Origin of the sequence: uncultured Marinobacter sp. (genome assembly GCF_947488835.1) — a bacterium.
Taxonomy (GTDB): Bacteria; Pseudomonadota; Gammaproteobacteria; order Pseudomonadales; family Oleiphilaceae; genus Marinobacter.
The window spans coordinates 19,349-45,309 of the sequence record NZ_CANLBK010000006.1 but is presented as its reverse complement, the minus strand read 5'-3'; the positions used below and the strand labels follow the sequence as shown (position 1 = coordinate 45,309).

The window sequence follows — 25,961 nt, the reverse complement described above, 5'->3', positions numbered from 1 at the left end:
TCAATGCAGCAAGAGGCAAAAAACACCAGCGAGATAATTCATGGAATTTGGCTGGGTAAGAAGATGTCGCCGCTTGGCCATGCTTGCGTGGATGATTGGAGAAAGCAGGGTTTCAAGTACAGGTTGTGGACCGAGTCGGACACGGAAATTCTTCAATGGATTGAGGGGTGCCGGTTTGCACGCGAGTGTTTTCGTCGAGGGCTGTATGCGTTTGTTACTGACTATTTGCGACTAAAAATACTTCAAAAGTTTGGTGGGCTGTATCTCGATCTAGACGTGACAATACGCAGGGATCCTTTCCCCCTTTTCCAGGATTTGATGTTCGCGGTGGGGTATGAGGCTGACTCGAGGATTGGTACATGTGCTATTTTCGCACAAAAAAATTCGAATATTCTGGCGGAGTTAATCTCCTTCTACGAGGCTGAAATATGGACGTCCCCTTTATATATCGGCCCCCACATTTTCACGGAGATTTTGATCGACAACAGCGTTTGTGATTTGGAACCGTCGAAGATCTTCCCTCGGCACTTTTTTAACCCTTACCAAGGTGAAGATATCTTTTTCGAGTGCACCGCTGATGCTTATCTCGTGCATTGGTATCAGCACAGCTGGAAAAGGTCTCGAAAAATGGTTTTCTTGAAGGCCAAGCACCTTGGTTTCTGGGGGAGATTTTATACATGGCAAAAGTATTTTTTCCAGGTGAGGCTACGAGGATGAAAAGTGCTCGTGTTTCTCAGCGCTGAAAGAAAAGCTGTAGATGACCCCGTAAAAAACTGTAAAGACGTATATCCCATCCCACATATAGAAAAATGACTCGAAAGTATTGATAGTGAGCCAGATGATAAGGGTGAAGATGGAAAATATTACCCATTTAGCCCCTTCCGCCCCTTTCTTTTCTCTGATGATTCTGGCGACAGGGAAGATAATAATAAAATAGATTAACGTCGCACCCACTATGCCATAGCTTAGAAGAGTCTCAATGTGGGAGCTGTGGAGGTGTTTGAATTCTGCCCTGACCCACTCGGGAAGACTTTCAGCCGCTACGATTACATCTTCCTTTATGTCTTCTCCGTTGCCAAAAACTGGACGTTTTGCAATCCAGTGACTCGCTTCGAACCACGAATGAATTCGTATCCCGATGCTTGTGTCATTGGGTATTTCGGAGATGTCGCCGTGCGAAATTTTGCTAAGAGTTGAACTCTCAGCAGTGGCACGGTTTTGCACTACGTCGAGGTTCGCAGCAAGTGCGCCGATGATACCGAGTAATGCATACAGGACGATCATCGGGACAATCCGAATCTGAAGAGTCCCGGTCGCTTTCAATAGTGCGGGTGTTAGCCCCAAGCATAAAGCTATAGGTAGCCATGCCTGGCGAGACTGTGCAGCTATTGTGATCGCTATGAATATCGTTACGAATAGCAGAGACACCAGCGCCTTGATAATTTCCAATCTTCGGCTTAAGCGAGTACGTGAAAGCATCATGAAAATAGATGCGAGGAGACCAAACGCCGCGATCAGCGAGGTGTGTTGGGCGTTTCGTAGTCCAAAACTTACCCTCGCACCTGAAGCTGCGCGGTTGAGCTCTTCTGCGAGCTCTGCGGGAGCTGTTATGAATAAAAGTAGCGCGCCACAGCAGTAGGCGAGCAGAACCAATGCTATGCGCTGCTCATTGCCCTGTATCCAGTATGCCAGGAACCAGAATATGAAAAAGGTATAGAGGCTGAAAGGAGAGGGAGTCGGCAGGGCGAGCTCAGGAATAAACAGGGTGCTGTTCAGCCACGACGCGGTTGGTACGATCAGCGAGATCACAAAGAGGCGCGGATAAGCATCGGTTTTCATGTGTTGACCGGCTTTAAACGCGTGATACAGAGTACCCAAAACGAGGAGCCCCAGCGCAACATCGCCGATATCGCGATAGGATCGCTTGAAAAGAATAAACAATACGACGCAAGCGAGCATCAAGAGCTCAAGATACGGCTTTGGGGCTTCAAGCTTTTGAATGCGTTTTTTGGGGGATGCTTGGATGGCTGTCACAGTTGGGATGCTTTATCGGTTTCTATATTCGCAGAAGGGCGCAGCTGTTCTATGCCATTTTGGGTTGTCAGTATCTTATTTGCTTCAACGCCAAGTCGAAAATCTTTGTTCTTTTTTACTAAAACGGGATCAACATACCCCCTTTTATGATCCAGATGAATCACGATCGCGTTATAACGAACGTGCTTCGGTTTGATGCCATTGTTTATCAGCCTCACACCAAACTCCCTGTCTTCACCGCCATAGGCCATGGTTTCATCAAAGCCATTTACTGCAAGAACATCCTTCTTCCATGCGGAACCATTTGATCCTTTAAACCGGCACCGGGTTGGTGTCAGGGTGTTGTACACTTTTGCCTGCCAGCGGTTAGCAGCCAGCTTGCTGTTCTTGTAGCTTGTTTTAAGCCCATGCTGTTTAAGCCATCCCAGATCGAAACAGCGGCCAGTCAGAATGTCGTCTTTCGAAATGGCTTCGCTCGTGCTCATTGGCAACTTGTGGTAACCACCAGACAGGTATCTCCCGGGTGCAGCTTCGCTGGCGTGCACTTCAAGAAAGTCATTTCTGGGGATGCAGTCACCGTCCGTAAATACCAGATAATCCGCGCTGGCTTCCAGAACCGCTTTGTTAAGAATTCGGCATTTGCGAAAACCGTCGTCGGTTTGCCAGACATGCTTGATTGTCAGGCCGGTTTCTGTGCGCATCTTGTCAATCAGTGCGCGGGTTTCATCGCCCGAACCATCGTCTGCCATAATAATTTCGAAGTCTTTGTGAGATTGTACGCTGTAGCCCCAAAGCACTTTTTCCAGCCAACGGGGGGAGTTGTAAGTGCTTATGATGACAGATAGCTTCATGTAAATTGTCTCACATCGAAATGCGTATAAGATGCCCCAGGAAATCCCGGGCAAGTGTATCGCGTGCCGTTGTATAACTGAAGTGCGTCAATACACACACGAGGTTGTCAGATGAAAATATGTCAGGTGATGGCCGGCGATGGCGACGGCGGGCTGGAAAATCATTTTGCAGAACTCTGCAATGGTTTGGCGATGCAGGGTTGTGAGGTTGTTGCCATTGCCCATGCAAAATACAGCGGCCGTTTTGAGCCATCAGTAAGGTTTATTTCCCTCAACCTTAGCGGTGGGCGACGCAATCCTGTTTTGTTGGCCCGGCTTGCTCTGATCTTGCGACGGGAGGCACCGGACATTATCCATGCCCAAGCAAACAAAGCGGTTGAGATGCTGGCACGTGTCCGAGCAGTGGTGCCAGGGTATCGGATTGGTTCCATTCATAGCCGCAAGCGTTCCACCAGAATGTTCTCCCATATGAACACGGTCATTGGAGTAAGCAAAGGTGTAGTTTCGAACGTTGATCATCCTGATCTGCGGGTTGTTTACAATGGGATGACGCCTTATTTCAGTCCCTCAATGGACCGAACAACTCTCGCGCAAACCTTCGGTTTAGACCCGGATATGCGAATTTCGCTGGCGGTTGGCAGGCTGGTGCCAGTCAAGGCATTTGATAACCTGATTCTGGCATGGCGGCCCAGTCATGGGCAGCTGGTTATTGTAGGGGAGGGTCCCGAGCGAACCAGGCTTGAGGCAACTATTCGTCGGCAGGGGCTTGAGCAATGTGTGAAGCTGGCTGGTTTTCGGGCAGATGTTCGGGGAATGATGCAAGCGGCGGACCTTCTTGTGTTCGCATCTCACCGGGAGGGCTTCAGCTATGTTCTGGCTGAAGCTTTATTAAGTGGCCTGCCTGTGCTGTCTACCAGGGTGCCGGGTGCAGAAGAAGTGCTACCCCAAGACTATCTGGTTGAATGCAATAATATCGATGCGCTTAGTTGCAAATTAACCTGGCTGGCAGAGAACCCTGACGTTGCCAGACAGAGCCAGCGTCCGGTTTTTCTATGGGCTCAGCAAGCGCTTACGTTTGATAGCATGGTTGCGGAAACTATTGGTATTTACAGAGAAGTGATGGGCACAACGTGACTAAGCTCAAGGTTTTGATTCTATCGGACGGTGTCCCTGGCCATGTGAGCCAAGCGCGGGGTCTGGTGGATTGGCTTTCGACGCGCTATGAGCTTGTTTGCGTCGAGCAAACAGTGGCATTGCGTGTCAGATCACTGTCTCGGCTTTTGTTGCCCTATATGCTCAGAATCAACCGTGTCGGCCCGCACATTGGTACAGTTTTCTATGACTCTGGCATGCTCGGCTCTGAGACTACGCGCCCGGATCTGATTGTGTCCGCGGGTGGTAATACGTCGTTTTTGAATGTAGCACTGGCTCGAAAGTGGTCTGTGCCCAATATTTTTCTGGGCTCCGGCCGCAGGCTGCATTCGAGTGAGTTTTCGGCGCATCTGACGCTCGAGCCAACGGGGCAGTCGCACAACATCGTTATGGATCTGGTTCCAACAGCAACGAATCCGAGCGAGCCGGCAGAGAATGGGGGTGCGCTAAGAGATAGGCTGCAACTGAAGAATAGGCAGCCACTTTATAGTCTTGTTGTCGGTGGTGATGGTGCCGGTTATTCTTTTGATGAAACCACATGGAGCCAGATTGGTGGCTTGGTTGAAGGTTTGTCCAAGCGCGATAATTGCCGGTGGCTTGTGACGACTTCCCGGCGCACTGGCTGCGCTGGTGAGCAGTTACTAAAGAAGGCTCTGCCGGTTTCAGTGTTGGCGGATTCGGTTTGGTGGAGTGAATCGCCGAGAAAGGTAATGAATAGCTATTTGGACGCGTCAGATGCGGTGTTTGTTACTGCGGATAGCATGACAATGATCAGTGAAGCCATCGCGAGCCGAAAGCCGACAACTGTTCTGAAGCCAGCGGATGGAAAGCCGCCTGAGCGTCATCATAAAGCGCTTGAGCAGTTTGAGTTGGCAGGATATTGCAAGCTGTGGACGTTAGGGGCGGTCATGCCCAGTTTGCCAGCCAACGCCAATATCGATAATCATGCTCGAGATCTTTTGCTCTCAAGACTGGAACAGCAGATCCCCAGCTTACTTCGACACTCTTTGGCATCTAGTGCGCGGTAATTTAGTGTGAGCTGATTCCGGTTTTTGCTTCGAGGAGATTCTGGTAAACCTCCAGTGTAGCCTCCGTCTGCGCTTGCAGCCGAAACCGATAAGGAATTTCGATATCTGATGTTTCGCTGTTTAGCAGCCTTACTGCCACCCTGGCAAACTCATGGGTGTCATCAGGTGTCACAAGCCCATCCCGAAAACACGCCTGCAGTGTTTCTGCGGCACCGCCACGGTTAAACGCAACTACCGGCGTGCCGGAGGATAGCGCTTCGGTGACTGTGCGGCCGAAGGGCTCGGGCTTTGTCGACATATGGCACACCAGGTCGGCGAGCAGATAGAGTTCCGCCATATCATCCCGCTGCCCAAGGAAGGTTACCTTGTCGGTAAGCCCGAGCTTTGCGCGGTGCTGTTCAAGTTCCTGCATGAAGCGCTCTTTGCCGGGCTCTGCACCGCCAACAATAATGCCGTGGCAGTCTGGCTGTTCGCGGGTGATTTCTGCCATGGCTTCAAGAAACTGCAGCTGGCCCTTCCAGCGGGAAATCCGCCCCGGCATCATGAGAATCCGTTTGTTCTCAAGGTGTGGGAATTGTGTAAACAGTGCCTGTCGCCATGCGTCGTTCAGCTCTCGTTGTTGAAAGTAATCCACATCCACGCCGCGCTGTATCACGGTCAACTGTTGCTCTGGCACCTGATAGTTTTCGGTAATGTAGCTGCGCACACAGTTTGATACTGCGATCACATGATCGGATTTTGCCATGATGGCGCTGTAGGGATTCACGGAGTACATGCCGTGGAAGGTTGAAATAATCAGTGGCTGCTGGCGCGCCGGCAACCCTTTACATGCCAAACGCACGATCCAGGCCGGCATGCGCGAGCGCACGTGGATAATGTCTGGTTGCAACTCCCGTATCAGGTTTCGCATGGGGCGAATTTGCCCAAAAGACGCAGGTGATTTGCGATGAATGGGCATTTTGACGTGGGTTGAGCCCTGTTCCTCAAGGCGCTCCACCAGAGGGCCGCCACTTGATACAACATAGGATTCGTGGCCGTGCCGCACAAGGTCAGCCGCAAACTCAACAGTTCCCCGTTCTACTCCGCCGCTGTAGAGCGCCGGTAATGCCTGGAGAATCCTCACTGAGACGTCCTCTTTGATCTTTTCTGCTTTTCAGTGCGTGGGGTAATCCAGCGCTCAATCACCCATTGAGCCGCTCGGTCTGCTTCCCAGAAAGGCTCTTCCTGGCCAGTTTTGCCCCCCATCACTGTTGCATGATCGCTCCAGCGTGCTACATGGCCCGCTTCAACCAATTGTTGCACGCCTTTGACCACACGGCTTTCGGAACGCTCCGGGAGCTGGAACAACCCGGTTGGCACGCCGGATGTGGCAGCCTCACACGCCATGGACATGCTGTCAGGTGTTACCCAGATGGCCCGGGATGCCGCAATGTTGTGGTTTAGCCAGTCTTCATGGGTTTTGTCAGGGTCTGCTACGGTAATTTTGAGGCTGGCAAGCTCGCTCACTCTCTCCCTGAGGGCTTGCGGTGTTCTTCTTGAACCGCTGATCGTCCAGCGCCATTGGGGGTATTCTCCGATCAGATTTATAACTTGCCCGAAAACAACGTCATCGTCCCAGTTGTAATGGGGTGACGGGCCGCCGAGTAACAACAAGGCTTCGGGCTTTTCGGTAATTCGGGCAAGGGGAGTGACTGTGTTAATGACACCTTCTGTGATCAGTGTGTCTCGGTCAGGTGCAATGCCATCATGGGCAGGAATGATGGCTCCGTCAATCCAGCTGCGCGGGAACCCGGGTTTCATGATGACCAGAGTTTTGGTGTTCCTGAGCCGCCGCAAGGACAGCAGCAGTTTGTGAGTGCCTGTGCCGGCTGCGATGATCAAGTCAGGGTGGGGGAGGGACTTGTCCAACGCAGGCGGAATCGCCAAAAGGGCGCGCCACAATGGAATACGGATATCTGGCGCTGATAACCAGAACAGGCTTGCGCCAACCTTTACCCGTAGCCGATTGCCAAGGCCCTTTAACTGATTCCGGTGCCCGGGTTTATTGTCTGTGAGCAGCCAGATTACAGGTGCCGCTTGAGTGCTATTTGTCGCCATAAAAACCTGGGTCGTTTATGTCTGGCCGCGTTTTGAAGCGGCGGTGCATCCAGAGGTACTGGGCGGGCGCTCGCCGAATCTCGCGCTCGAGAATCTGGTTGATCTCGGTCGCATCCTGCATGTCATCGCCGCCCGGAAAAGGCTCCAGCGGGGGGTGAAAGTAAATGTCGTAACCGGGTTTATCCTGTCGCCGGAAGTGGCTGAATGGAACCACCTTACAGTGGCTGCGCGCAGCGATACGAGATGTCGCCGTGATAGTGCCGGTTGGTATGCCAAAGAATGGCGCGAAAACAATATCCTTGCGGCCATAGTCCTGATCTGTGGCGTACCACACAGTGCGATTTTGTTTAAGGCTGCGGAACAGGCCGCGAAGATCCCGTGCACCCAGAGCTGTCCCATACCGGCGCTCCCTTGCGCGGGTCATGATGGCATTCATCAGTGGGTTGTTGTGGTCTCGCTGCATTACGTCTGCTTCAATGTACTCGGTAACCAGGCTACCTCCTAGGTCCAGGGTGCTGTAATGGCCGCCAAGCAAGAGCACACCTTTGCCTTTGGCCAAAGCGCTGTCCAAATGCTCCTTTCCGTGAACTTCCGTTATCCCCATAAGCTTTGCCGGGTTCCGAAACCAGGCTATGCCCAGCTCCATCAGGCCGATTCCGTTTGCGATAAAACTATTACGAACCAGCGCACCTTGTTGTGCCTGCGTGAGCTCAGGAAAGCACAGTCTTATATTGACCTCGGCAATATGGCGCCGCCGCTTGGCAAAACGCCATGCGAGAAGACCTATGCACTTGCCAAGCCACCACTGGAAGCGAATGGGAAGCTGGGCCGCGCACCACATAACAGCAATTCCGATCCAGGTCGGCCACCAGCGGGGGTGGCGATAGGCTGAGTAGTCTGTATTTCGCGCCTGGTTGCGGTATTTTTTCTTCACTTGAAAATCTGTCCTGCTAGCTCAGTGAGTTGCTGCTTTGGCTATGTTGCCCAGCATGGTCAGTCGGAAGCAAATTATCAGGGTTTGCGCTATGATACCGCACTGATTTGCAGGGGGTACTGCGTGCTTCAACTTATCTATTCACAACTTATACGCCTGGCGTTGCCGTTTATTCTTCTGCGTCTGTGGTGGCAGGGCCGCCAAGCACCCGAACTCCGCATTAATTGGCAACAGCGCTTGGGCTTTGTGCCCCGAGCCAACGGCACGGTTGTTTGGGTGCATGCGGTGTCGGTAGGTGAAACCATTGCCGCTGCGCCCATGGTGCGAAGACTGCTCGCTCGCAATCCCAATATTACTATCCTGATGACTGCCATGACCGACACCGGCCAGGCACAGGCCATGAAAATGTTTGGCGATCAGGTGCAGTATGCCTATGCCCCCTATGATACACCCGGCGCGATTCGGCGCTTCCTGAACCGGGTTAATCCCAGAATACTGGTTATTATGGAAACGGAGATATGGCCGAATATGATTCGCCAGAGCCGGTCCCGCGGGGTTCCTGTCTTCCTTATCAACGCCCGGCTTTCCGAGCGTTCTGCGCTGGGTTATGAGCGCGTCAAACGCCTGGTTGCGCCGATCATGCGCAGTATCAGCTGGGTGGCCGCGCAGGCTGAAAAGGATGCGGAGCGTTTTCGAAGAATAGGAGTTGCGTCATCCAAAGTGGCTGTTACTGGCAGCGTAAAATTTGATGTGGATATTCCTGACTCAGTGCGGGCAGCATCGTGGGTACTGAAAAGCAGTCTATCTGTTCGTCCTGTATGGATTGCGGGTAGCACCCATGAAGGTGAAGATGCCCAGCTGCTGGCGGCACACAAGCAACTTTTGGAGCATAGGGTCGATGCACTATTGATTGTCGTGCCTCGCCACCCTGAGCGCTTTGAGTCTGTTGCAGAGCTGATCAGCAAGCAGGGGTTCTCTCTGGCGCGTCGATCTTTGGGGGGTGAGCCCTCGAGTGCTCAGGTTTATCTGGGCGACACCATGGGTGAACTGATGATGCTCTATGGCGCCAGTGATGTGGCATTTGTGGGCGGCTCATTGATTGAGCGTGGCGGACACAATCCCCTGGAGCCGGCAGGCTGGGGAATTCCCGTTGTTTCCGGGCATAATGTGTTCAATTTTGAAACCATCTACGAACGGCTTCTTGATGATGGTGGGGTAACCATGGTTAGCGATGCTGATGAGCTGTTTCGCCACCTGCTCGCACTGTTCAGTAATGCTGACGAGCGTCTAGCGAGTGGCCAGCGCGCATTGTCGGTGGTCAACAAGAATAGGGGCGCATTGGATCGGGTCGTTGATGGGATTATCGAGCGGGTTTAAATCGGATTGACGTGGGGAGCCCGCACGTTGTGGGTGGGGAGGCGTACTCCCCACCCTGTCTTGATCTTCGTTCTAGCTGCGCAACCTAGCGAGTGGGGTCTTGCAGAGTTTCTTTGTCGTTAGCCAGAGCCTCAATCCCGGGCGCCGTGGCGCTCAGCCACTCGTTCAGCTCAATAAGATCCCTCGGGCTAAGCGTGCCGGCAGCCTGCTTTAGCCGAAGGGTATTCGTTACATAATCGTAGCGAGCATTGGCATAGTCATTCAGTGCCACGTAGTAGGCGCGCTCTGAATCCAGTACCTCGACGATATTGCGGGTGCCCACGTCATACCCCGCGCGGGTCGCGTCCAATGCGCTGCGGCGGGAAATAATGGTTTGCTTCAACGCAGACGCGGTTTCCACGTTGTTGTTTACGGTCAAGTACAGGCTGCGAGTGCTCACTCTTACGTCGCGGCGTGTTGTATTCAGATCTTCCTGAGCTACCGTTACCAGCGAACGCTGCTGTCGAACGCCAGCTTGAGTACCGCCACCCATATACAGCGGTACGTTAAGCTCAAGGCCGATAACGCCCTGGGTTCCTTCCTGTTGAGTTTGCTTGGCGCCATCAAGTTCGGTTTGCCCATAGGAGGCGACCAGGTCGAGCGTCGGCATATGGCCGGATTTTGCGACATCCAGATTAGCTTCGCTGGAATCCAGCACTGACATCGCCGCTTGTATCGCCCAGTTCTGTTCAAGAGCCGTCATTTCCCACGCGGACGGGTCCTGAGGTTCTGGTTGGCCCAGAGGGAAATTCTGGCGCAGGTTCTGCAGCTCTTCGGAGTATTCGCCTGTAAACCGGGCCAATTGCTCCCGGGCTATGTTTGTCTGGTTTTCTGCAGCAATCCGGATGCTTCTGGCATCGTCGTAGCTGGCGCGAGCTTCATAGACTTCCGTAATGGCGATCAGACCAACATCAAAACGCTCTTGCGCCTGTTCGTATTGGCGTCGAATCGCAGCTTCACCGGCTCTGGCCGTTGTCACTGTATCCTGCGCCCGCAACACATTGAAATAGGCCGTGGCGACATCAAGAATCAGTTGCTGCTGCGCCAGATTGTATTGGGCTTGAGCTGCTGCGGTCTGGAATTTGCTGGAGTCGTATCGAAACCAGTTGTCAGCACGAAACACTGGCTGGGTCAGGCGCACACCGTAGTTGAGAGATTTGTAGCTGTCTCCTACGCCGTTCTTCGCATCAAAATCCGTATGGTTTCCTTGTGCATAGGCACCAATCTGGGGCAGCAGGGTACTCTTGCTTATGTCGCTGGCGGCCTGCTGGGATTCGAATCTGGCTTGGGCTGCCGCGATGCCGGAGTCGTAAGAGAGTGCTTTCTCATAGGTCTCGATCAGGTCTAAGGAAAGGGCCGGCTGAGCCGCCAAGAGGCCAATAAGTCCGGAAAGCAATCGTTTCTTCATTATTACTCCTGAGTACATGTGCGCGCCTACGCCCGCCTGGGCCGTTGAAAAGGAATACCAGAGTGTCCCGCGGTGACATGGGGGCAACATCGGTAATGGCATGGTTAAACAAGCCGGCTGAAACAATCTGACCATTATGGACAATAATTCCGCTCAGCTCTACACTTGCATATAGCACTCACTTTGAGCGCTATAGATTACAGACTCGCGTCTTGACGGGGTGCTGGCTGTTTGACTTGTTCAGATAGCCGGCTGAGATTGCATCGCAGAACCCGCGACCTGATCCGGATAATACCGGCGTAGGGATTGAGACCAGGCTATCGAAGAGCCAGAAACACCTGCAAACTCTATGGTGTCGGCTCCCTCCGTCATGCGCGACCCGAATATCCAATAAAATTCCGGGAGCAAATGATGACCGATCTGCCAACTTACCTCAGTGATTCCGCTCGCGTAGATTCTGCTGCGATTAAACCCTTACCGGGCTCACGAAAAATATACGTACAGGGTAGTCGTTCCGATCTGCGGGTGCCTATGCGTGAAATTACCGTGCAGGATACGCCCACAGAAATGGGTGGCGAGAAAAACCCACCGGTAGTGGTGTACGACACCTCCGGCATATACACAGACCCTGACGCCACCATCGATCTGCGCAAAGGCCTTCCAGCCATCCGCGCTGCCTGGATATCGGAGCGTGAAGATACAGCTCCTCTGCCAGGCTACACCTCGGAATACACCCGCCGCAGAATGAAAGACCCTCAGCTTGACCCGCTCCGTTTTATGGACGAACGCAAGCCTCTCAGGGCGCTGGCAGATAAAAACGTTACCCAGATGCACTACGCCCGCAAAGGCATAATTACGCCGGAGATGGAATACATCGCCATAAGGGAAAACATGAAGCTGCAGGAAGCTCGAGAGCAAGGCTTGGCGGATGATCAGCACCCTGGCCAATCTTTCGGAGCGAGTATTCCAGCAGAAATTACCCCCGAGTTCGTGCGCAGCGAAGTCGCCCGGGGCAGGGCCATCATTCCTGCAAATATTAATCACCCCGAATCCGAGCCGATGATCATCGGCCGCAACTTTTTGGTGAAGATCAACGGCAACATTGGTAACTCGGCAGTTACCTCTTCAATTGAAGAAGAAGTAGAGAAACTCACCTGGGGCATCCGCTGGGGTTCCGACACCATCATGGACCTCTCCACCGGTAAGAACATTCACGAGACCCGCGAATGGCTGATCCGCAACTCACCGGTGCCTGTTGGCACAGTGCCTATCTATCAAGCTTTGGAAAAAGTAGGCGGTGTAGCAGAAGACCTCACGTGGGAAATCTTCCGGGATACCTTGATTGAGCAAGCAGAGCAGGGCGTCGACTATTTCACCATCCACGCAGGCGTGCGCTTGCATCACGTACCCATGACCGCCAAACGCACCACTGGAATCGTCTCTCGCGGTGGCTCCATCATGGCTAAGTGGTGTCTGGCTCACCACAAAGAAAGCTTCCTGTACGAGCACTTCGAAGATATCTGCGAAATCATGAAAGCTTACGATGTCTCCTTCAGCCTAGGCGACGGTCTACGCCCCGGCTCCATAGCCGACGCCAACGACGCGGCTCAGTTCGGCGAACTGGAAACACTGGGAGAACTCACCAAAATTGCCTGGAAGCACGACGTGCAATGCATGATTGAAGGCCCCGGCCACGTGCCCATGCACTTGGTAAAAGAGAACATGGACAAGCAGTTGGAGTGTTGCGACGAAGCACCCTTCTACACCCTCGGCCCGCTGGTCACCGACATTGCTCCGGGCTACGATCACATCACCTCCGGCATCGGCGCTGCTATGATCGGCTGGTTCGGCTGCGCCATGTTGTGCTACGTCACGCCCAAAGAGCACCTGGGACTGCCCAACAAAGATGACGTAAAAACCGGCATCATCACCTACAAAATCGCCGCCCACGCCGCCGACTTGGCAAAAGGCCACCCCGGCGCCCAAATCCGCGACAACGCGCTTTCAAAAGCCCGTTTCGAGTTCCGCTGGGAAGACCAGTTCAACCTTGGTTTGGACCCAGACACCGCCCGCGCCTTCCACGACGAAACCTTACCCAAGGATTCCGCGAAGGTGGCGCACTTCTGCTCCATGTGCGGCCCGAAATTTTGCTCCATGAAAATCTCCCAGGAAGTTCGCGATTATGCGGCTGAGCATGGAATTGATGAGATTTCAGCTGTGGATGCGGGCATGAAAGAGAAGTCCCGGGAGTTCGTGGAATCCGGGAGTAAGCTTTACGATAAAGTGTAAATTGCATCATTTTTGTCTCGCGTTGGGCACTGCTGGCTGCGGGAAGAGCGGCTATTGCAGTGTTTAATCGGATGAATCGGGGAGGGTTGCCCAAAACTGTGCGGAGCCATGGATGGCGGAGCCCAAGCGTCACAGGGATGTGCCGCAAGGAGCGTGTTTTGGGCAACCCTCCCCGATTTATCCAGCCCTTGAACCGGCAGGCCGAGGCCAAGCTCGGTACCCCACCCAAAGCAGGCTTGCAATAAACAACACCAACCGGCTATCGTGCAAAACCGATTTCAAAACAGAGTAAAGCATGACCAAGCCGTTCCAGTTCAAGGCCAGCGATGTCAAAGTTGAAAAGCGCGAAACCGTCTTCCAGGGCTTCTTCCGCATGGACAAACTATGGCTGACACACCCGCGCTTTGATGGCCGAAACATGCCGCAATTTACCCGCGAACTCTTTATCCGCGGCGACGCCACCTGCGTACTCCCCTATGATCCAGAAAGAGACGAAGTTGTACTGCTTGAACAATTCCGCCTGGGCGCAATCGGGCGCGATCAGTCCCCCTGGTTGCTGGAGCTGATCGCCGGCATGAACGAAGAGGGCGAAAGCAGCGAAGACGTTGCCCAAAGAGAAGCCGAAGAAGAGGCGGGCCTCAGCTTCAGCAAACTCGAAAAAATCTGCGATTACCTGGTGTCCCCGGGCGGCACGACAGAAATGGTTTATCTCTACTGTGGCAAAGTCAGCACCGAATTCGCGGGCGGCCTTTTCGGCCTCGAAGAGGAAAGTGAAGACATTCGTGCCCATGTGGTTTCGGCAGATGAAGCCATAGCAATGATCAGTGATGGCCGCATCAATAACGCCGCGGCAATCATCGCCATGCAGTGGCTGCAGATCAACCGTGCCAGACTGCGGGCAGGGTGGTAGCCATGAGTGAGTGGGCAATGAAACCCAAGCGTTACGTGCCGGATCTGCGCCAGCTCGGTGCCTTGTGTGATGGCAATTACCAGCGCCTTCGCAGGCTGCGCCAACTGAGGGTAGACGAAAAGCCTATATCCGAAATCGAGCTACACCGGGAAAATGAATACTTGGGCCGGGTTCGGATCCAGGTTTTGCAAACAGCCCGATACACCGAAACCCTCCTACTGGAGCAGATCCATAACAGTGGGCGCTGGCTCAATAATCCGAAGATGACGGTTCGGATATACCATGACGCCACTATGGCAGAAGTGATCAGTTGCTATCGTGACACGCAGATCGCACCGGTTAACGACTACCCAAACCGTTTCATGCACCATCCCGATGAGAAGGTTCAGGTCAATGGTTTTCTCGCAGACTGGCTTGAGTACTGTTTGAGATTTGGGCACTTACCCTTGGAGCACGCCACCTGGATGTCAGGTGAAGGTACCAGTTGAGCCCGTTTCTTATCCATTCGGTGACACGCTGAGCATTGAAGTTGCGGATGTGATTGGCAAATTGTGCAAAATTTTGTCAACGTTCAATCAGAATGTGACGCGGGTTCCAGTCATAAGTAATCAATCCAGTGGCTGACAACGTACACTCATTGTAATGCCGTGGGAGCTAATAAAAATCAGCTGCCATTGAACCTATTCCTTAATCGTTGGCTGTAAGCAGACCATAAGCATCATGACCTCAACGGAAGCCACCCCGACACTTCGGGTACTGCAGTTAACGGATCCGCACCTGATGGCTGCCGATGATGGCGCGTTGCTTGGTGTAAATACCCGCGACAGCCTCGATGCAGTCATAGCTGAGGTGCTCAAGACACACGGGCAACCAGATCTGGTCCTTGTAACCGGCGACCTTGCTCAGGACGGCTCGGAAGAAGCCTATCGCGTTCTTGGTGAACGCCTTGGTGCGTTTGACTGTGGGTCTGCCTGGATTGCGGGTAATCATGACCAGGTAGCCAGTTTGAAAACCGTTGCTGCAGGTTACGGTGCAGACCGTCGGCATGTAATGCAGGGTGGGTGGCAATTCATTCTTCTGGATTCATCTGTGCCAGGAAAAGTTCACGGAGAGCTTTCGGAATCTGAACTGGGGTTCCTTGAAGACATGCTCGAACAGCATCCGGATGTACCCGCGTTCGTATCTCTTCACCATCATCCCGTTGATATTGATACGGACTGGATGACTGATATTGGCCTGCGGAATCGTGACGAGTTCTGGCAATTGATTGATCGGTTTCCTCAAGTAAAGATTGTGTTGTGGGGCCACATTCACCAGACCTTTGAGCAGCAGAGAAATGACGTGCACCTGCTGGCTACGCCATCCACCTGTATCCAGTTTACCTCCGGCTCACGCAAGTTCTCTGTAGATGATCTGGCGCCCGGGTATCGCTGGTTTGAGCTCCAGGCTTCCGGCGACTTCACTACGGAAGTCTGCCGGGCCCGGAGTTTCGAGTTTGAGCTGGATCAGAACAGCACCGGTTACTGAGCCGCTTCTGCCAGCTCTTGCTCTGCTACATCTATTCCCTCAATTTGCCCTCTCAGCTCACGGGCTGCCGCTACCATTGCCTCCAGTGCAGGTACGACTTCCTCCCAGCGCCGGGTTTTCAGGCCGCAATCGGGGTTGACCCACAAGCGCTCTGCCGGAATCCGCTCTGCCGCCTTGCTCATCAGGTCAGTTACTTGCTCCACTCGTGGAATGTTCGGGGAGTGAATGTCATAAACCCCTGGCCCTATATCATTGGGATACTCGAAACCCTTGAATGCGTCCAGCAACTCCATGGCAGAGCGCGACGTTTCGATGGTGATTACGTCGGCATCCATACGGGCAATCGCCCCGATGATGTCGTTGAACTCCGAGTAACACATGTGGGTATGAATCTGGGTGTCGTCCTGCACGCCATTGGCGCTGATGCGGAAAGCTTCGATTGCCCACTCCAGATAGCTGTTCCAGTCTGACTGTCGCAGTGGCAAGCCTTCGCGCAAGGCGGCCTCATCAATCTGGATAATCCCTACGCCGGCTTTTTCCAGATCCTGCACTTCTTCGCGCACAGCCAGTGCCAGCTGCAGGCAGGTGTCTTTGCGTGGCTGGTCATCCCGCACAAACGACCAGTTCAAAATGGTAACCGGGCCGGTGAGCATGCCTTTCATAGGCTTGTCGGTCAGGGACTGGGCGTATTTGGTCCAGTCTACCGTCATGGCGTCGGGGCGGGTGATGTCACCAAACAGAATGGGCGGTTTCACGCATCGTGAGCCATAGGATTGCACCCAGCCAAACCGGCTGAACACGTAGCCTTCCAACTGCTCGCCAAAATACTCCACCATGTCGTTGCGCTCTGCCTCGCCGTGCACCAGCACGTCCAGGCCAAGCGCTTCCTGTTGCTCGACACAGTAGGCAATTTCTTCGTGAATCCGCGCGGTGTAGTCCTGTTGGCTCAGATTGCCGAGGCGGAACTCTTTACGTACCTCACGAATTTCCGGTGTTTGCGGGAAGGAGCCAATGGTGGTTGTTGGGTAAGCAGGTAGTTTGAAGCGTTCCTGCTGCAACCTGGTTCGCGTGCTGAATGGGCTCTTGCGCTGGCCGTGCTCGGGGGTGATGGCTGCGACTGCCTCGGCAACGGCGGGGTTATGAACCCGTGAAGACTGATGCCGGCTGTCGATGGCTGTCTGGTTGGCCGCCAGTTCGTTGGTCACCGCCTCTCGACCTTCATCAAGTGCTTTTGCCAGCGTGGCTAACTCCTCAAGCTTCTGCCGGGCAAAAGCTAGCCAGTTGCGTACTTCTGCATCCAGCGTGGTTTCGCTTTCCAGATCAACCGGCACATGCAGAAGAGAGCAGGAAGGTGCCAGCCAAAGGCGTTCGCCCAGCTTTTCCTTTAATGGCTCCAGAAGATCCAGCGTGGCATTCAGGTCAGTTTTCCAAATGTTGCGACCATTGATCACTCCGAGAGACAGGGCTTTGTGCGCAGGTAGCCAGTCGGCCAGTCGCGACACCTCATTGGCTGCGCTGATAGCATCCAGATGGAAGCCCGCCACAGGCAGCTCGCAGGCAAGTTGCAGGTTTTCTCGCAGTTCACCGAAATAGGTGGTCAGCAACAGTTTTATCGGTGCGGTTTTCAGTTCGTGGTAGGCGAGAATAAAAGCATGCTTCCAGTCGGCATTCAGCTCAGTAACCAGAGCCGGCTCATCAATTTGCACCCATTCGGCACCCGCATCGGCAAGCTTTGTCAGTAACTCGGTGTATACCGGCAATAATTTGTCCAGCAGCTTCAAGCGGTCAGACTCATCTTTGGCTTTTCCCAACCATAGATAGGTAACCGGTCCGATGATAACTGGCTTGGTGTTTACACCCTGGGCACGGGCTTCCGCCAGTTGCGCCAGAATGCGATCAGCGTTCAGGCTGAAATTCGTATCGGCACTGAACTCCGGCACTATGTAGTGATAGTTGGTATCAAACCACTTGGTCATTTCACCCGCATGTACGTTGCAGCAGGCGCTGTCGCTAGGGGAGCGACCCCGGGCTACACGGAAGTACTCGTCCAGTTGCGAGCCTGCATGGACGCTGGCACGCTCAGGCAAATTGCCAAGTGTCGCGCTCATGTCCAGCACTTGGTCGTAAAGCGAAAAATCGCCTACCGGTGCCAAAGCAAGGCCTGCCTGCTCTTGCCAGTTTTGCGCACGTAACTCTGCGGCGGTTTCCTGCAGCGCTTGTTCGCTGGACTGGCCGTTCCAAAGTGCTTCCAGCGCAAATTTCAGTTCCCGGCGAGCGCCGATGCGCGGGTAGCCGAGGTTGTGTGTAGTGGTCATCCGGAACTCCTGGATATGTGTTTGTTGGGTTGTTGATAGGAGTTGCCAGATTAGCGCTCGGGGTTGATGAATGATAATGGTATTATTTCAGAATTCTATTAATTTCACTCATGGGTTGTCGAATGATTGAGCGTAACCATCTGGAAGTTCTCCGGGCTGTTGAAACCGAAGGTTCTCTCACCGCTGCGGCGAATCGCCTTCACCTTACCCAGTCCGCGCTTAGCCACTCCGTTCGCAAACTGGAGCAGCAGCTGGGAACCCCGCTTTGGCTGCGAGAAGGCCGGCAGCTAAGGCTGACCCAAGCCGGTAGCCACCTGCTGGCACTGGCGAATCGCCTGTTGCCCCAGTTCGAACATGCCGAAATGCTCATCGGCCAGTTCGCCAGAGGGCAGGCCGGCACCCTGCGTATCGGGATGGAATGCCACCCCTGTTATCAATGGCTGCTAAAAGTTGTTGGCCCTTACCTTGAACAGTGGCCATCGGTGGATGTCGACGTAAAACAAAAATTCCAGTTCGGCGGCATCGGCGCGCTGTTTGGTCACGACATCGACATGCTGGTTACGCCTGACCCTTTGCACAGGCCCGGATTGGTGTTTGAGCCAGTGTTTGATTACGAGCAGGTGCTGGTGGTTGCTGCGTCCCACCGCCTCGCAGGCAAACCCTGGGCAGATGCGGCGGATCTGGAAACGGAAACCCTGATTACCTATCCCGTGGCGATCGAACGGCTGGATGTGTTCAATCACATACTGGTGCCCGCAAACATGCGCCCAGCCCGTCACAAAACCATCGAAACCACCGACATCATGCTGCAAATGGTCGCCGCAGGCCGTGGCGTGGCTGCGCTACCTCGATGGCTAGTCACGGAATACAGCGACCGGCTGGGCATTGTGCCGGTAAAACTGGGCAAAGAAGGTATCTCCAAGCAGATCTTTCTTGGCTGTCGCGAGCGTGATGTGGGTGTGCAATATCTCGATTCCTTCATGAAGCTGGCACGAGAGGTTCGCTGGCGCTAAGGTTTCGGTTACACTGCCCAAAAATTTTGTCAGGAATTACCCTTATGAGTGAAACACCTTCTGATCTCAAATACATCGACACCCACCAGTGGGTGCGCGTACACGCTGATGGCACCGCAACTGTTGGCATAACCGACTTCGCCCAGGAGCAATTGGGTGATGTGGTTTACATTGGCGTTCCCGAAGTGGGAGAGACCGTTACCGGCGGCGAAGAGGCTGGCGTCGCAGAATCTGTGAAGTCCGCATCCGATGTGTTCAGCCCGGTAACCGGTGAAGTTCTTGAAGTTAACGAAAGCCTTGAGGACGAGCCAGAGAAGGTCAACGAAGATCCATACGGAGATGGGTGGATGTTCAAGGTAAAGCTTGCTGATAAGGGCGAGCTTGATGGATTGATGGATGCTGATGCCTACGCCGAGCATGTAGCCGCTGCCGAGTAATTGTTAGCACTGCTTTGGAAGTCGTTATAGGCACCTCCAGTGTCGAAGCAGTCGGGGCGCGCCTCCCAAAACTGTGCGGAGCCATGGATGGCGGAGCCAAGCGTACACGGACGTATTCACAGCGTGTTTTGGGAGGCGCGCCCCGACTGCGTTCCCTGCCCGTGTGTGGCTGTCGTCAGTTAATGTATAATTCCCGCCCTATTTTTCTCTACCCTAGGTGGCAGCAATGAATTTCCCGGTTTTATATCTACGCAAAGGCGCGGAGCGCAGGCTTCGGGCTGGTCACCTGTGGGTTTACAGCAACGAAGTCGATATCCAGAGGTCACCGCTGACGCAGTTTGAAGCTGGCACCCAGGCTGAGTTGCGTGCGTCCAATGACAAGCCTCTCGGTGTGATTTTCGTAAACCCCCACGCTCTTATCTGCGGTCGCCTGATCAGCAGAGACGCAGCGCAGGGTATGACACCGAACCGATTAACTCAGCGAATGGAAATAGCGCTGACACTGCGGGACCGACTGTTCGATAAACCCTTCTACCGCTGGGTATTCGGCGACAGCGATGGGCTGTCCGGGTTGGTGATAGACCGGTTTGGCGACACTGTCGTCGTCCAGATATCCACCGCGGGCATGGAGTTGATGAAAGAATCCATCGTTCGTGCGGTTCAACGGTTGGCGCACCCGAAAGCCATCATCCTCAAGAACGACGGTAAGATGCGCAGCGTTGAAGGGTTGAACTCTTACGTTGAGCAAGCTCATGGCCCGGAAGCGACATTGCTTGAAGTAGAAGAAAACGGCGTTCGTTTCGAAGTGCCGCTTGAAGGCGGTCAAAAGACCGGTTGGTTTTACGATCACCGCATGAATCGTCAGCGCCTGCAGGCTTATGCGCCAGGTAAGCGGGTGCTGGATGTGTTCAGTTATGTAGGTGGCTGGGGTATTCAGGCGGCCTGTGCCGGTGCCACCCAGGTCACCTGTGTGGACAGTTCTTCAGGCGCCATTGATTCGGTGCATCACAACGCCAAGCTGAACGGCCTCGATAACGTCGAAACCATCGAAGGCGATGCGTTTGATGCGTTGAAAGCGCTGGCGGAGGAGAAGGAAAAGTACGATATCGTTGTGCTGGATCCGCCCGCGCTGATTCCCCGTCGCCGTGACCAAAAAGCTGGCGAGCAGGCCTATGCGCGGCTTAATCAGCTTGGGCTTAGACTATTGGAGCGGGACGGGATTCTTGTTTCTGCCTCGTGTTCCATGCATCTCTCGCAGGAAAAACTGGTAGATATCATTCGCGGCAGTGGTCGAAAGATCGATCGCTTCGTGCAATTGCTGGAGCAGGGGCATCAGGCCCCGGATCACCCAATCATTCCGGGGATTCCTGAAACTGACTACATCAAATCCTGCTTTGTGCGGTCGCTGACCGGCTTCATGTGATGGCATGGCTGAGTCCGTCTTTTCCTGAAAATGACGGACTCAGTACTTCTTCAATGGCGCTCAATCGCGAAGCGACATAACCTTCCAACCGTTCGCTCTAGCGAATTCTTCCAACTTGGGATCCGGATCAACCGCAACCGGGTTCTCTACCTTTTCCAATAGTGGCAAGTCATTGTGTGAGTCACTGTAAAACCAGGCGCCGGCCAAGCTTTCATTGTGAGCTGCCAGCCAATCGTTCAGCCGGGTGACCTTGCCTTCCTGGAAACTGGGAATACCTGCGATTTCACCGGTGTAGCGCCCATTGACCAGTTCAGGTTCGGTGGCGATCAGGTGTTCAATATCCAGCACTTCTGCAATGGGTTCGGTCACAAACCGGTTGGTGGCCGTGATGATCATCAGGGTATGGCCTTGCTGCCGATGACTGTTCAAAAGCTCACTGGCCTTTTGTTGCAGCATTGGGCGCACTTTCTTATCCATGAACGCAGCTCGCCACGCCAGCAGTTCATCCATGCCATGTATAGACAAAGGCTGAAGCGCAAACTTGAGGTAGTTCAGGATGTCCATTTCGCCATTCAGGTATTCCTGATAAAAGCGGTCGTTCGCTTGGCGATAGGTCTCGGCATCAACGATGCCTTCTTCTACAAGAAACTCGCCCCAGGCGTGATCGCTGTCGCCAGCGAGCAGGGTGTTGTCGAGATCAAAAATTGCGAGCGTCAAACGATTACCTCCAGAGGCATAGGGCTTGCGAAAGCCGATATGTTACCACGGGTACCCGAGAGCAGCTGCGTTTGCCGAAGCCTTGGGATTCTGTAAGAATGAGCGCAACTTGGAAAAAATCCGGCCGGTGCATATCTCACCGGCCTGCCGACTCTATAAAGAGGACTGTACCGTGATCGATTCAGACGGTTTCAGACCCAATGTCGGAATCATTCTGGCCAACCACCGGGGAGAGGTTCTCTGGGCAAGGCGAATAGGGCAGGATTCCTGGCAGTTTCCTCAAGGCGGAATTAATCACGAAGAATCGCCGGAAGATGCGCTGTATCGGGAGCTTGGAGAGGAAGTTGGCCTGGGCGCCAGTGATGTAGAAATCATCAGTTGCACCCGGGGCTGGCTGAGGTACCGTCTTCCCCGAAGGATGGTGCGGCACAACTCGCACCCCGTCTGCGTGGGTCAAAAACAGAAATGGTTCCTTCTGAGGATGTTATCACCCGATGCACAAGTGCGCGTTGATGGTACGGATTCACCGGAATTTGATGGCTGGCAGTGGGTAAGCTACTGGTATCCGTTGGGTCAGGTGGTGTCCTTCAAGCGTGAAGTGTACCGACGTGCGCTGAGAGAACTTGCGCCAAGACTGTTCTATAACATGGAGCAGTGGCACCGGAGCGAGCACAACCGGCGTTTAAAGGAACAGGCGAAATGACGGACTGACACACCCATGCTGAGCATTCTGCGAAGTCTTGTACAAGAGGTAAACAGCGCCCGGGATCTCTCGGAAGCGTTGGGTATTATCGTGTCGCGGGTGCAAAAGGCCATGAACACCGAGGTCTGTTCTGTCTACTTGCTGGATCCGGTTTCCAATCGTTATATTCTAATGGCCACTGAAGGCCTGTATTTGAAAGCCGTCGGCAAAGTGAGCCTTGCCCACTCAGAGGGTCTGGTGGGTCTTGTCGGTTCCCGGGAAGAGCCCATCAATCTGGAAGACGCACCTTCCCACCCCCGTTACCGTTATTTTCCCGAAACTGGCGAAGAGCGCTTCCGCTCGTTTCTGGGTGTTCCCATTATTCACCATCGCCGTGTGCTTGGGGTTCTCGTTGTGCAGCAGCGCGAGAGTTCCCGGTGCTTTGATGAAGGTGAAGAAGCATTTCTTGTCACGGTTTCCGCTCAGCTTGCAGGTGTTATAGCCCACAGTGAGGCGACCGGCGCCATCAGCGGCCTTTCGCTAACTGGGGAAGAGACCCGTGACGTCAGCTTCAACGGTGTGCCGGGCGCGCCTGGCGTGGCTATTGGTCATGGTGTGGTGGTCTACCCTGCAGCCGATCTGGACGTGGTTCCCGATAAGCCGACAGAAGACATCGAGCAGGAGTTGGAGCTGTTCCGGTCGGCAGTGCAATCAGTGTGCGAAGACATAGGCCAGGTTGCCAAGCGGCTCACCTCACGGCTTCGTCCGGAAGAGTTGGCGTTGTTTGATGTGTATCTCCGCATGCTGGGTGATGAGGCATTGCCCGGAGAGGTCAATAATCGCATCCGGGAAGGAAACTGGGCTCAAGGTGCCCTGAAACAGGTAGTTCAACACTACGTACGTCATTTCGAAATGATGGACGATCACTACCTTCAGGAAAGGGCCGTCGATGTCCGCGACCTTGGCCGCCGCCTGCTTTCCTATCTGCAAGAAGGTGACCAAAAAGACCTGATTTACCCAGAGCGCACGGTTTTGGTCAGTGAAGAGTTGACACCTGCCATGCTGGGAGAGGTGCCCCGGGACCAGTTGGTGGGCCTTGTTTCAGTCAAAGGCTCCAGCAACTCCCATGTGGCCATTCTAGCCCGCGCAATGGGTGTCCCCACGGTTATGGGGTTGGTGGATATCCCGGTCAATCAGCTCGACGGGCGCGAGTTGATTGTTGATGGCTTTGAGGGGCAGATTTTCGCTTCTCCTTCGTCAGATCTCAGGGCATTTTTTCAAACCATCTGCGAAGAAGAGGCCGAGCTCGACCGCGGGCTGGAAGCACTTCGCGACAAGCCCTGCATAACCACTGATGGCCATCGGGTACCGCTGCTGGTGAATACGGGATTGATGACCGATGTCGTTCGCTCCCTTTCACACGGAGCCGAGGGCATAGGGCTCTATCGCACCGAAGTGCCCTTCATGATTAAAGATCGCTTTCCATCGGAGCAGGAGCAGCGGCAGTATTATCGGGAGCAGTTGGAGGCCTTTGCACCCAACCCGGTAACCATGCGCACTCTGGATATCGGTGGTGACAAGGCGCTGACCTACTTCCCGATCGAGGAAGAGAACCCGTTCCTGGGTTGGCGGGGTATTCGGGTGACTCTGGATCACCCGGAAATATTTTTGGTTCAAGTGCGGGCCATGCTAAAAGCAAGCGAAGGCCTGAATAACCTACAAATCATGCTGCCGATGATCAGCAATATCTCTGAGGTAGAAGAATCCCTGCACCTGATTTACCGGGTATACCACGAGGTGCGAGAGGAAGGTTTTGACATCCACATGCCCAAAGTGGGTGTAATGGTTGAAATACCCGCCGCGGTATACCAGGTTCGCGAGCTTGCAGATCGTGTGGATTTCCTGTCTGTGGGCTCAAATGATCTGACCCAGTACCTGCTGGCAGTTGACCGCAACAACCCTCGCGTTGCCCAGCTCTACCATTCGTATCATCCTGCAGTTTTACAGGCCCTGGTGCGGATTGCTCAGGATGCCCATGCCGTCGGCAAACCAGTGGGAATTTGCGGCGAGCTGGCGGGGGATCCCGGTGGTGCATTGCTGCTGATGGCCATGGGTTACGACTCTCTCTCCATGAACGCCGCCAGCCTGCCAAAGGTTAAGTCCGTGATTCGCAGCGTTAGTCGGGAGTGGGCGGTAAAACTTTTGAAGGACGTGTTGTTGCTGGATTCCCCTCACGTGATCAAGAGTTGTGTGGATCTTGCGCTGCGCGACGCCGGCTTTGGCCGTTACCTCCGGCCTGGAATATCTTCGAGCGCCGCTCTGGTGGAACAGGTCGCCTCCTGAAGTTTGTCATATCGGGCAGTCGCTCAAATATAGGGTGCGTGCTCTAAATCGGGTTGTTACCTTGTAGATCAGGCAGGCCAGAATGCAAATCTGGCTATTCATCCAGAGAAGGAAAGGCCATGAAGAAGCCAACCGAACTGAAACCAGCACCACGCATCGGGCTCGCACTGGGCGGGGGTGGTCCTTTAGGCGGCATATACGAGATTGGCGCGCTCCGGGCGCTGGATGAGGCCTTGGATGGGTTGGACTTCAATAACCTTGATGTGTATGTCGGTGTTAACTCGGGCTCATTCGTAGCTGCCAATCTGGCGAACCAGATGACCACGGCACAATTGTGTCGAATTTTTGTGCGCAATGAAGCTGAAGTTCACCCTTTTCACCCCGATGTGTTCTTCAGGCCAGCACTGAAGGAAATGGCGGGGCGGGTGCTGGCTGTGCCCGGACTGGTCACCACAGCCGTGCGCCGTTTTATTGCCAACCCCTACGATCAGAGTTTGCTCGAAGCCCTCACCATACTGTCTCAGGCGGCTCCTGCCGGGCTTTTCGATAACGAAGGCCTCCATGATTATCTGATGCGTGCGTTTTCCATGTTGGGCCGTTCGAACGACTTTCGGCAGCTAAAGCGTAGCCTTTACATTGTTGCGGCAGACGTGGAAAGCAGCGACGCCGTGTGCTTTGGCGCTCCCGGGTTTGACCATGTGCCCATCTCCAGAGCTATTCAGGCGAGCATGGCATCTCCGGGGCTGTATGTGCCGGTCGATATTGATGGTCGGTACTACGTGGATGGAACACTGCGCAAAGGCTTGCACGCATCGGTCGCGTTTGAAGATGGTGCAGATCTGGTTTTTGCAGTGAACCCCCTGGTGCCCATTGATGCCAGTGCGGCGGTACGGGCGGGCACTATGGCGCCCGGAGAATTGACTCGTTCGGGGATGCCAAACCTGTTGTCACAGATGTTCCGGACCATGGTGTATTCCCGCATGCAGTCAGGCATTGCTCACTATGCGACGGACTATCCAGATAAGGATATCCTGCTGTTTGAGCCGACTCGGGATGACGCCAAGTTGTTTTTCTCTGACGTGTTCAGCTTTCAGTCGCGTCGAATGGTGTGTGAACACGCTTATCAGATGACCCGTCAGGATTTGCGAAATCGCGCTGATGAGTTGGAGCCGAAGTTGGCAAAATACGGTATCAAGCTGCGCCGGGATCGTCTGGAAGATGAGCAGCGCACCATTAGTACCAGCCTCTATGGCGAAATGCTGCCGCTTTATGTGGCCAAGAGCAGAAAGAAGAAGGCAGCGGGAAAGAGCAAGCTGGCGGCAGGACTGGGAACAGTAACCCACCTGTTTTCAAAAGCAGAGTAGGGGTGCGAGCCAGGCGCGCAG

22 protein-coding genes and 1 riboswitch are annotated in these 25,961 nt (G+C 54.0%); of the genes, 14 read left to right on the top strand and 8 right to left on the bottom strand.

Annotation, left to right across the window (positions count from 1 at the left end; translation table 11 throughout):
* Window positions 1–3 precede the first annotated feature (3 nt).
* Complete coding sequence (locus Q0824_RS16440) at window positions 4–717, top strand: TcdA/TcdB catalytic glycosyltransferase domain-containing protein (protein ID WP_298453304.1); 714 nt, start codon at window positions 4–6, stop codon at window positions 715–717.
* Here the strand turns inward: Q0824_RS16440 and Q0824_RS16435 are convergent.
* Both Q0824_RS16435 and Q0824_RS16430 read right to left on the bottom strand, forming a co-directional pair.
* Window positions 706–2,034 carry an O-antigen ligase family protein gene (locus Q0824_RS16435; RefSeq protein ID WP_298453302.1) on the bottom strand — a complete coding sequence of 443 codons (1,329 nt, stop codon included), beginning with the start codon at window positions 2,032–2,034 and terminating at the stop codon, window positions 706–708. The genes Q0824_RS16440 and Q0824_RS16435 overlap by 12 nt on opposite strands.
* On the bottom strand, window positions 2,031–2,885 hold the full coding sequence (locus Q0824_RS16430) for a glycosyltransferase family 2 protein (RefSeq protein ID WP_298453300.1): 855 nt from the start codon (window positions 2,883–2,885) through the stop codon (window positions 2,031–2,033). Before Q0824_RS16430 ends, Q0824_RS16435 begins: the two co-directional genes overlap by 4 nt.
* Window positions 2,886–2,996: 111 nt before the next feature.
* On the opposite strand from Q0824_RS16430, the gene Q0824_RS16425 reads away from it, so the two are divergent.
* Both Q0824_RS16425 and Q0824_RS16420 read left to right on the top strand, forming a co-directional pair.
* Window positions 2,997–4,019, top strand: coding sequence for a glycosyltransferase (locus Q0824_RS16425; protein ID WP_298453298.1), 1,023 nt, complete (start codon window positions 2,997–2,999; stop codon window positions 4,017–4,019).
* A complete protein-coding gene (locus Q0824_RS16420; RefSeq protein ID WP_298453296.1) occupies window positions 4,016–5,065 on the top strand; it encodes an ELM1/GtrOC1 family putative glycosyltransferase in 1,050 nt (349 codons plus the stop codon). The genes Q0824_RS16425 and Q0824_RS16420 overlap by 4 nt, the downstream gene beginning before the upstream one ends.
* A 1-nt stretch (window position 5,066) precedes the next feature.
* On the opposite strand, the gene Q0824_RS16415 is transcribed toward Q0824_RS16420, so the two are convergent.
* Genes Q0824_RS16415 through lpxL form a run of 3 tightly spaced genes read right to left on the bottom strand, consistent with a single transcriptional unit; the run spans window position 5,067 to window position 8,096 of the window.
* On the bottom strand, window positions 5,067–6,188 hold the full coding sequence (locus tag Q0824_RS16415) for a glycosyltransferase family 4 protein (protein WP_298453293.1): 1,122 nt from the start codon (window positions 6,186–6,188) through the stop codon (window positions 5,067–5,069).
* Window positions 6,185–7,162, bottom strand: a complete 978-nt coding sequence (locus Q0824_RS16410; protein WP_298453291.1) for an ELM1/GtrOC1 family putative glycosyltransferase — start codon at window positions 7,160–7,162, stop codon at window positions 6,185–6,187. The genes Q0824_RS16415 and Q0824_RS16410 overlap by 4 nt, the downstream gene beginning before the upstream one ends.
* Window positions 7,149–8,096, bottom strand: coding sequence for an LpxL/LpxP family Kdo(2)-lipid IV(A) lauroyl/palmitoleoyl acyltransferase (gene lpxL, locus Q0824_RS16405; protein WP_298453288.1), 948 nt, complete (start codon window positions 8,094–8,096; stop codon window positions 7,149–7,151). The genes Q0824_RS16410 and lpxL overlap by 14 nt, the downstream gene beginning before the upstream one ends.
* A 123-nt stretch (window positions 8,097–8,219) precedes the next feature.
* On the opposite strand from lpxL, the gene waaA reads away from it, so the two are divergent.
* Window positions 8,220–9,473 carry a lipid IV(A) 3-deoxy-D-manno-octulosonic acid transferase gene (gene waaA, locus Q0824_RS16400; RefSeq protein ID WP_298453285.1) on the top strand — a complete coding sequence of 418 codons (1,254 nt, stop codon included), beginning with the start codon at window positions 8,220–8,222 and terminating at the stop codon, window positions 9,471–9,473.
* Between the two features lie 85 nt (window positions 9,474–9,558).
* Here the strand turns inward: waaA and Q0824_RS16395 are convergent, their stop codons facing one another.
* Complete coding sequence (locus Q0824_RS16395) at window positions 9,559–10,920, bottom strand: TolC family outer membrane protein (protein ID WP_298453282.1); 1,362 nt, start codon at window positions 10,918–10,920, stop codon at window positions 9,559–9,561.
* Between the two features lie 206 nt (window positions 10,921–11,126).
* Window positions 11,127–11,243: riboswitch (TPP riboswitch) on the top strand.
* 88 nt (window positions 11,244–11,331) lie between these two features.
* On the opposite strand from Q0824_RS16395, the gene thiC reads away from it, so the two are divergent.
* The 4 genes from thiC (at window position 11,332) to cpdA (ending at window position 15,646) form a co-directional block, all read left to right on the top strand.
* Complete coding sequence (gene thiC / locus Q0824_RS16390) at window positions 11,332–13,209, top strand: phosphomethylpyrimidine synthase ThiC (protein WP_298453279.1); 1,878 nt, start codon at window positions 11,332–11,334, stop codon at window positions 13,207–13,209.
* 295 nt (window positions 13,210–13,504) lie between these two features.
* Window positions 13,505–14,119 (top strand): NUDIX domain-containing protein, encoded by a 615-nt coding sequence (locus tag Q0824_RS16385; protein WP_298453277.1) that lies wholly within the window; start codon window positions 13,505–13,507, stop codon window positions 14,117–14,119.
* A gap of 2 nt (window positions 14,120–14,121) precedes the next feature.
* On the top strand, window positions 14,122–14,607 hold the full coding sequence (locus Q0824_RS16380) for a DUF1249 domain-containing protein (protein ID WP_298453274.1): 486 nt from the start codon (window positions 14,122–14,124) through the stop codon (window positions 14,605–14,607).
* Between the two features lie 232 nt (window positions 14,608–14,839).
* Complete coding sequence (cpdA, locus tag Q0824_RS16375) at window positions 14,840–15,646, top strand: 3',5'-cyclic-AMP phosphodiesterase (protein WP_298453270.1); 807 nt, start codon at window positions 14,840–14,842, stop codon at window positions 15,644–15,646.
* On the opposite strand, the gene metE is transcribed toward cpdA, so the two are convergent.
* Complete coding sequence (gene metE / locus Q0824_RS16370; protein ID WP_298453268.1) at window positions 15,640–17,961, bottom strand: 5-methyltetrahydropteroyltriglutamate--homocysteine S-methyltransferase; 2,322 nt, start codon at window positions 17,959–17,961, stop codon at window positions 15,640–15,642. The two genes, cpdA and metE, sit on opposite strands and share 7 nt — an antisense overlap.
* 122 nt (window positions 17,962–18,083) lie before the next feature.
* On the opposite strand from metE, the gene Q0824_RS16365 reads away from it, so the two are divergent.
* The 3 genes from Q0824_RS16365 (at window position 18,084) to Q0824_RS16355 (ending at window position 20,834) form a co-directional block, all read left to right on the top strand.
* Complete coding sequence (locus Q0824_RS16365; RefSeq protein ID WP_298453265.1) at window positions 18,084–18,974, top strand: LysR family transcriptional regulator; 891 nt, start codon at window positions 18,084–18,086, stop codon at window positions 18,972–18,974.
* A gap of 44 nt (window positions 18,975–19,018) precedes the next feature.
* The gene (gene gcvH / locus Q0824_RS16360) at window positions 19,019–19,411 is read left to right on the top strand and encodes a glycine cleavage system protein GcvH (RefSeq protein ID WP_298453262.1); all 393 of its coding nucleotides are present in this window, start codon (window positions 19,019–19,021) and stop codon (window positions 19,409–19,411) included.
* A 226-nt stretch (window positions 19,412–19,637) separates the two neighbouring features.
* Entirely contained in the window at window positions 19,638–20,834 is a 1,197-nt protein-coding gene (locus Q0824_RS16355) for a class I SAM-dependent rRNA methyltransferase (protein WP_298453260.1), read from the top strand.
* Between the two features lie 60 nt (window positions 20,835–20,894).
* Here Q0824_RS16355 and Q0824_RS16350 read toward each other — a convergent pair whose 3' ends face one another.
* The gene (locus Q0824_RS16350) at window positions 20,895–21,551 is read right to left on the bottom strand and encodes an HAD family hydrolase (RefSeq protein ID WP_298453257.1); all 657 of its coding nucleotides are present in this window, start codon (window positions 21,549–21,551) and stop codon (window positions 20,895–20,897) included.
* 172 nt (window positions 21,552–21,723) lie between these two features.
* Between Q0824_RS16350 and Q0824_RS16345 the strand changes: the two genes are divergently transcribed.
* The 3 genes from Q0824_RS16345 to Q0824_RS16335 all read left to right on the top strand — a co-directional run bounded on the left by Q0824_RS16345 (window position 21,724) and on the right by Q0824_RS16335 (window position 25,940).
* Window positions 21,724–22,254 carry an RNA pyrophosphohydrolase gene (locus Q0824_RS16345; protein ID WP_298453252.1) on the top strand — a complete coding sequence of 177 codons (531 nt, stop codon included), beginning with the start codon at window positions 21,724–21,726 and terminating at the stop codon, window positions 22,252–22,254.
* Between the two features lie 15 nt (window positions 22,255–22,269).
* Window positions 22,270–24,576 carry a phosphoenolpyruvate--protein phosphotransferase gene (ptsP, locus tag Q0824_RS16340; RefSeq protein WP_298453249.1) on the top strand — a complete coding sequence of 769 codons (2,307 nt, stop codon included), beginning with the start codon at window positions 22,270–22,272 and terminating at the stop codon, window positions 24,574–24,576.
* 119 nt (window positions 24,577–24,695) lie between these two features.
* The gene (locus Q0824_RS16335; RefSeq protein WP_298453246.1) at window positions 24,696–25,940 is read left to right on the top strand and encodes a patatin-like phospholipase family protein; all 1,245 of its coding nucleotides are present in this window, start codon (window positions 24,696–24,698) and stop codon (window positions 25,938–25,940) included.
* Window positions 25,941–25,961: the final 21 nt, after the last annotated feature.

Bases quoted from the DNA above. Each gene is read 5' to 3' on its own strand.
- Q0824_RS16440 (WP_298453304.1), top strand. From the start codon at position 4: ATGCAGCAAGAGGCAAAAAACACCAGCGAGATAATTCATGGAATTTGG.
- Q0824_RS16430 (WP_298453300.1), bottom strand. From the start codon at position 2,885: ATGAAGCTATCTGTCATCATAAGCACTTACAACTCCCCCCGTTGGCTG.
- Q0824_RS16425 (WP_298453298.1), top strand. From the start codon at position 2,997: ATGAAAATATGTCAGGTGATGGCCGGCGATGGCGACGGCGGGCTGGAA.
- Q0824_RS16410 (WP_298453291.1), bottom strand. From the start codon at position 7,162: ATGGCGACAAATAGCACTCAAGCGGCACCTGTAATCTGGCTGCTCACA.
- Q0824_RS16395 (WP_298453282.1), bottom strand. From the start codon at position 10,920: ATGAAGAAACGATTGCTTTCCGGACTTATTGGCCTCTTGGCGGCTCAG.
- thiC (WP_298453279.1), top strand. From the start codon at position 11,332: ATGACCGATCTGCCAACTTACCTCAGTGATTCCGCTCGCGTAGATTCT.
- Q0824_RS16385 (WP_298453277.1), top strand. From the start codon at position 13,505: ATGACCAAGCCGTTCCAGTTCAAGGCCAGCGATGTCAAAGTTGAAAAG.
- Q0824_RS16380 (WP_298453274.1), top strand. From the start codon at position 14,122: ATGAGTGAGTGGGCAATGAAACCCAAGCGTTACGTGCCGGATCTGCGC.
- cpdA (WP_298453270.1), top strand. From the start codon at position 14,840: ATGACCTCAACGGAAGCCACCCCGACACTTCGGGTACTGCAGTTAACG.
- metE (WP_298453268.1), bottom strand. From the start codon at position 17,961: ATGACCACTACACACAACCTCGGCTACCCGCGCATCGGCGCTCGCCGG.
- Q0824_RS16365 (WP_298453265.1), top strand. From the start codon at position 18,084: ATGATTGAGCGTAACCATCTGGAAGTTCTCCGGGCTGTTGAAACCGAA.
- gcvH (WP_298453262.1), top strand. From the start codon at position 19,019: ATGAGTGAAACACCTTCTGATCTCAAATACATCGACACCCACCAGTGG.
- Q0824_RS16355 (WP_298453260.1), top strand. From the start codon at position 19,638: ATGAATTTCCCGGTTTTATATCTACGCAAAGGCGCGGAGCGCAGGCTT.
- ptsP (WP_298453249.1), top strand. From the start codon at position 22,270: ATGCTGAGCATTCTGCGAAGTCTTGTACAAGAGGTAAACAGCGCCCGG.
- Q0824_RS16335 (WP_298453246.1), top strand. From the start codon at position 24,696: ATGAAGAAGCCAACCGAACTGAAACCAGCACCACGCATCGGGCTCGCA.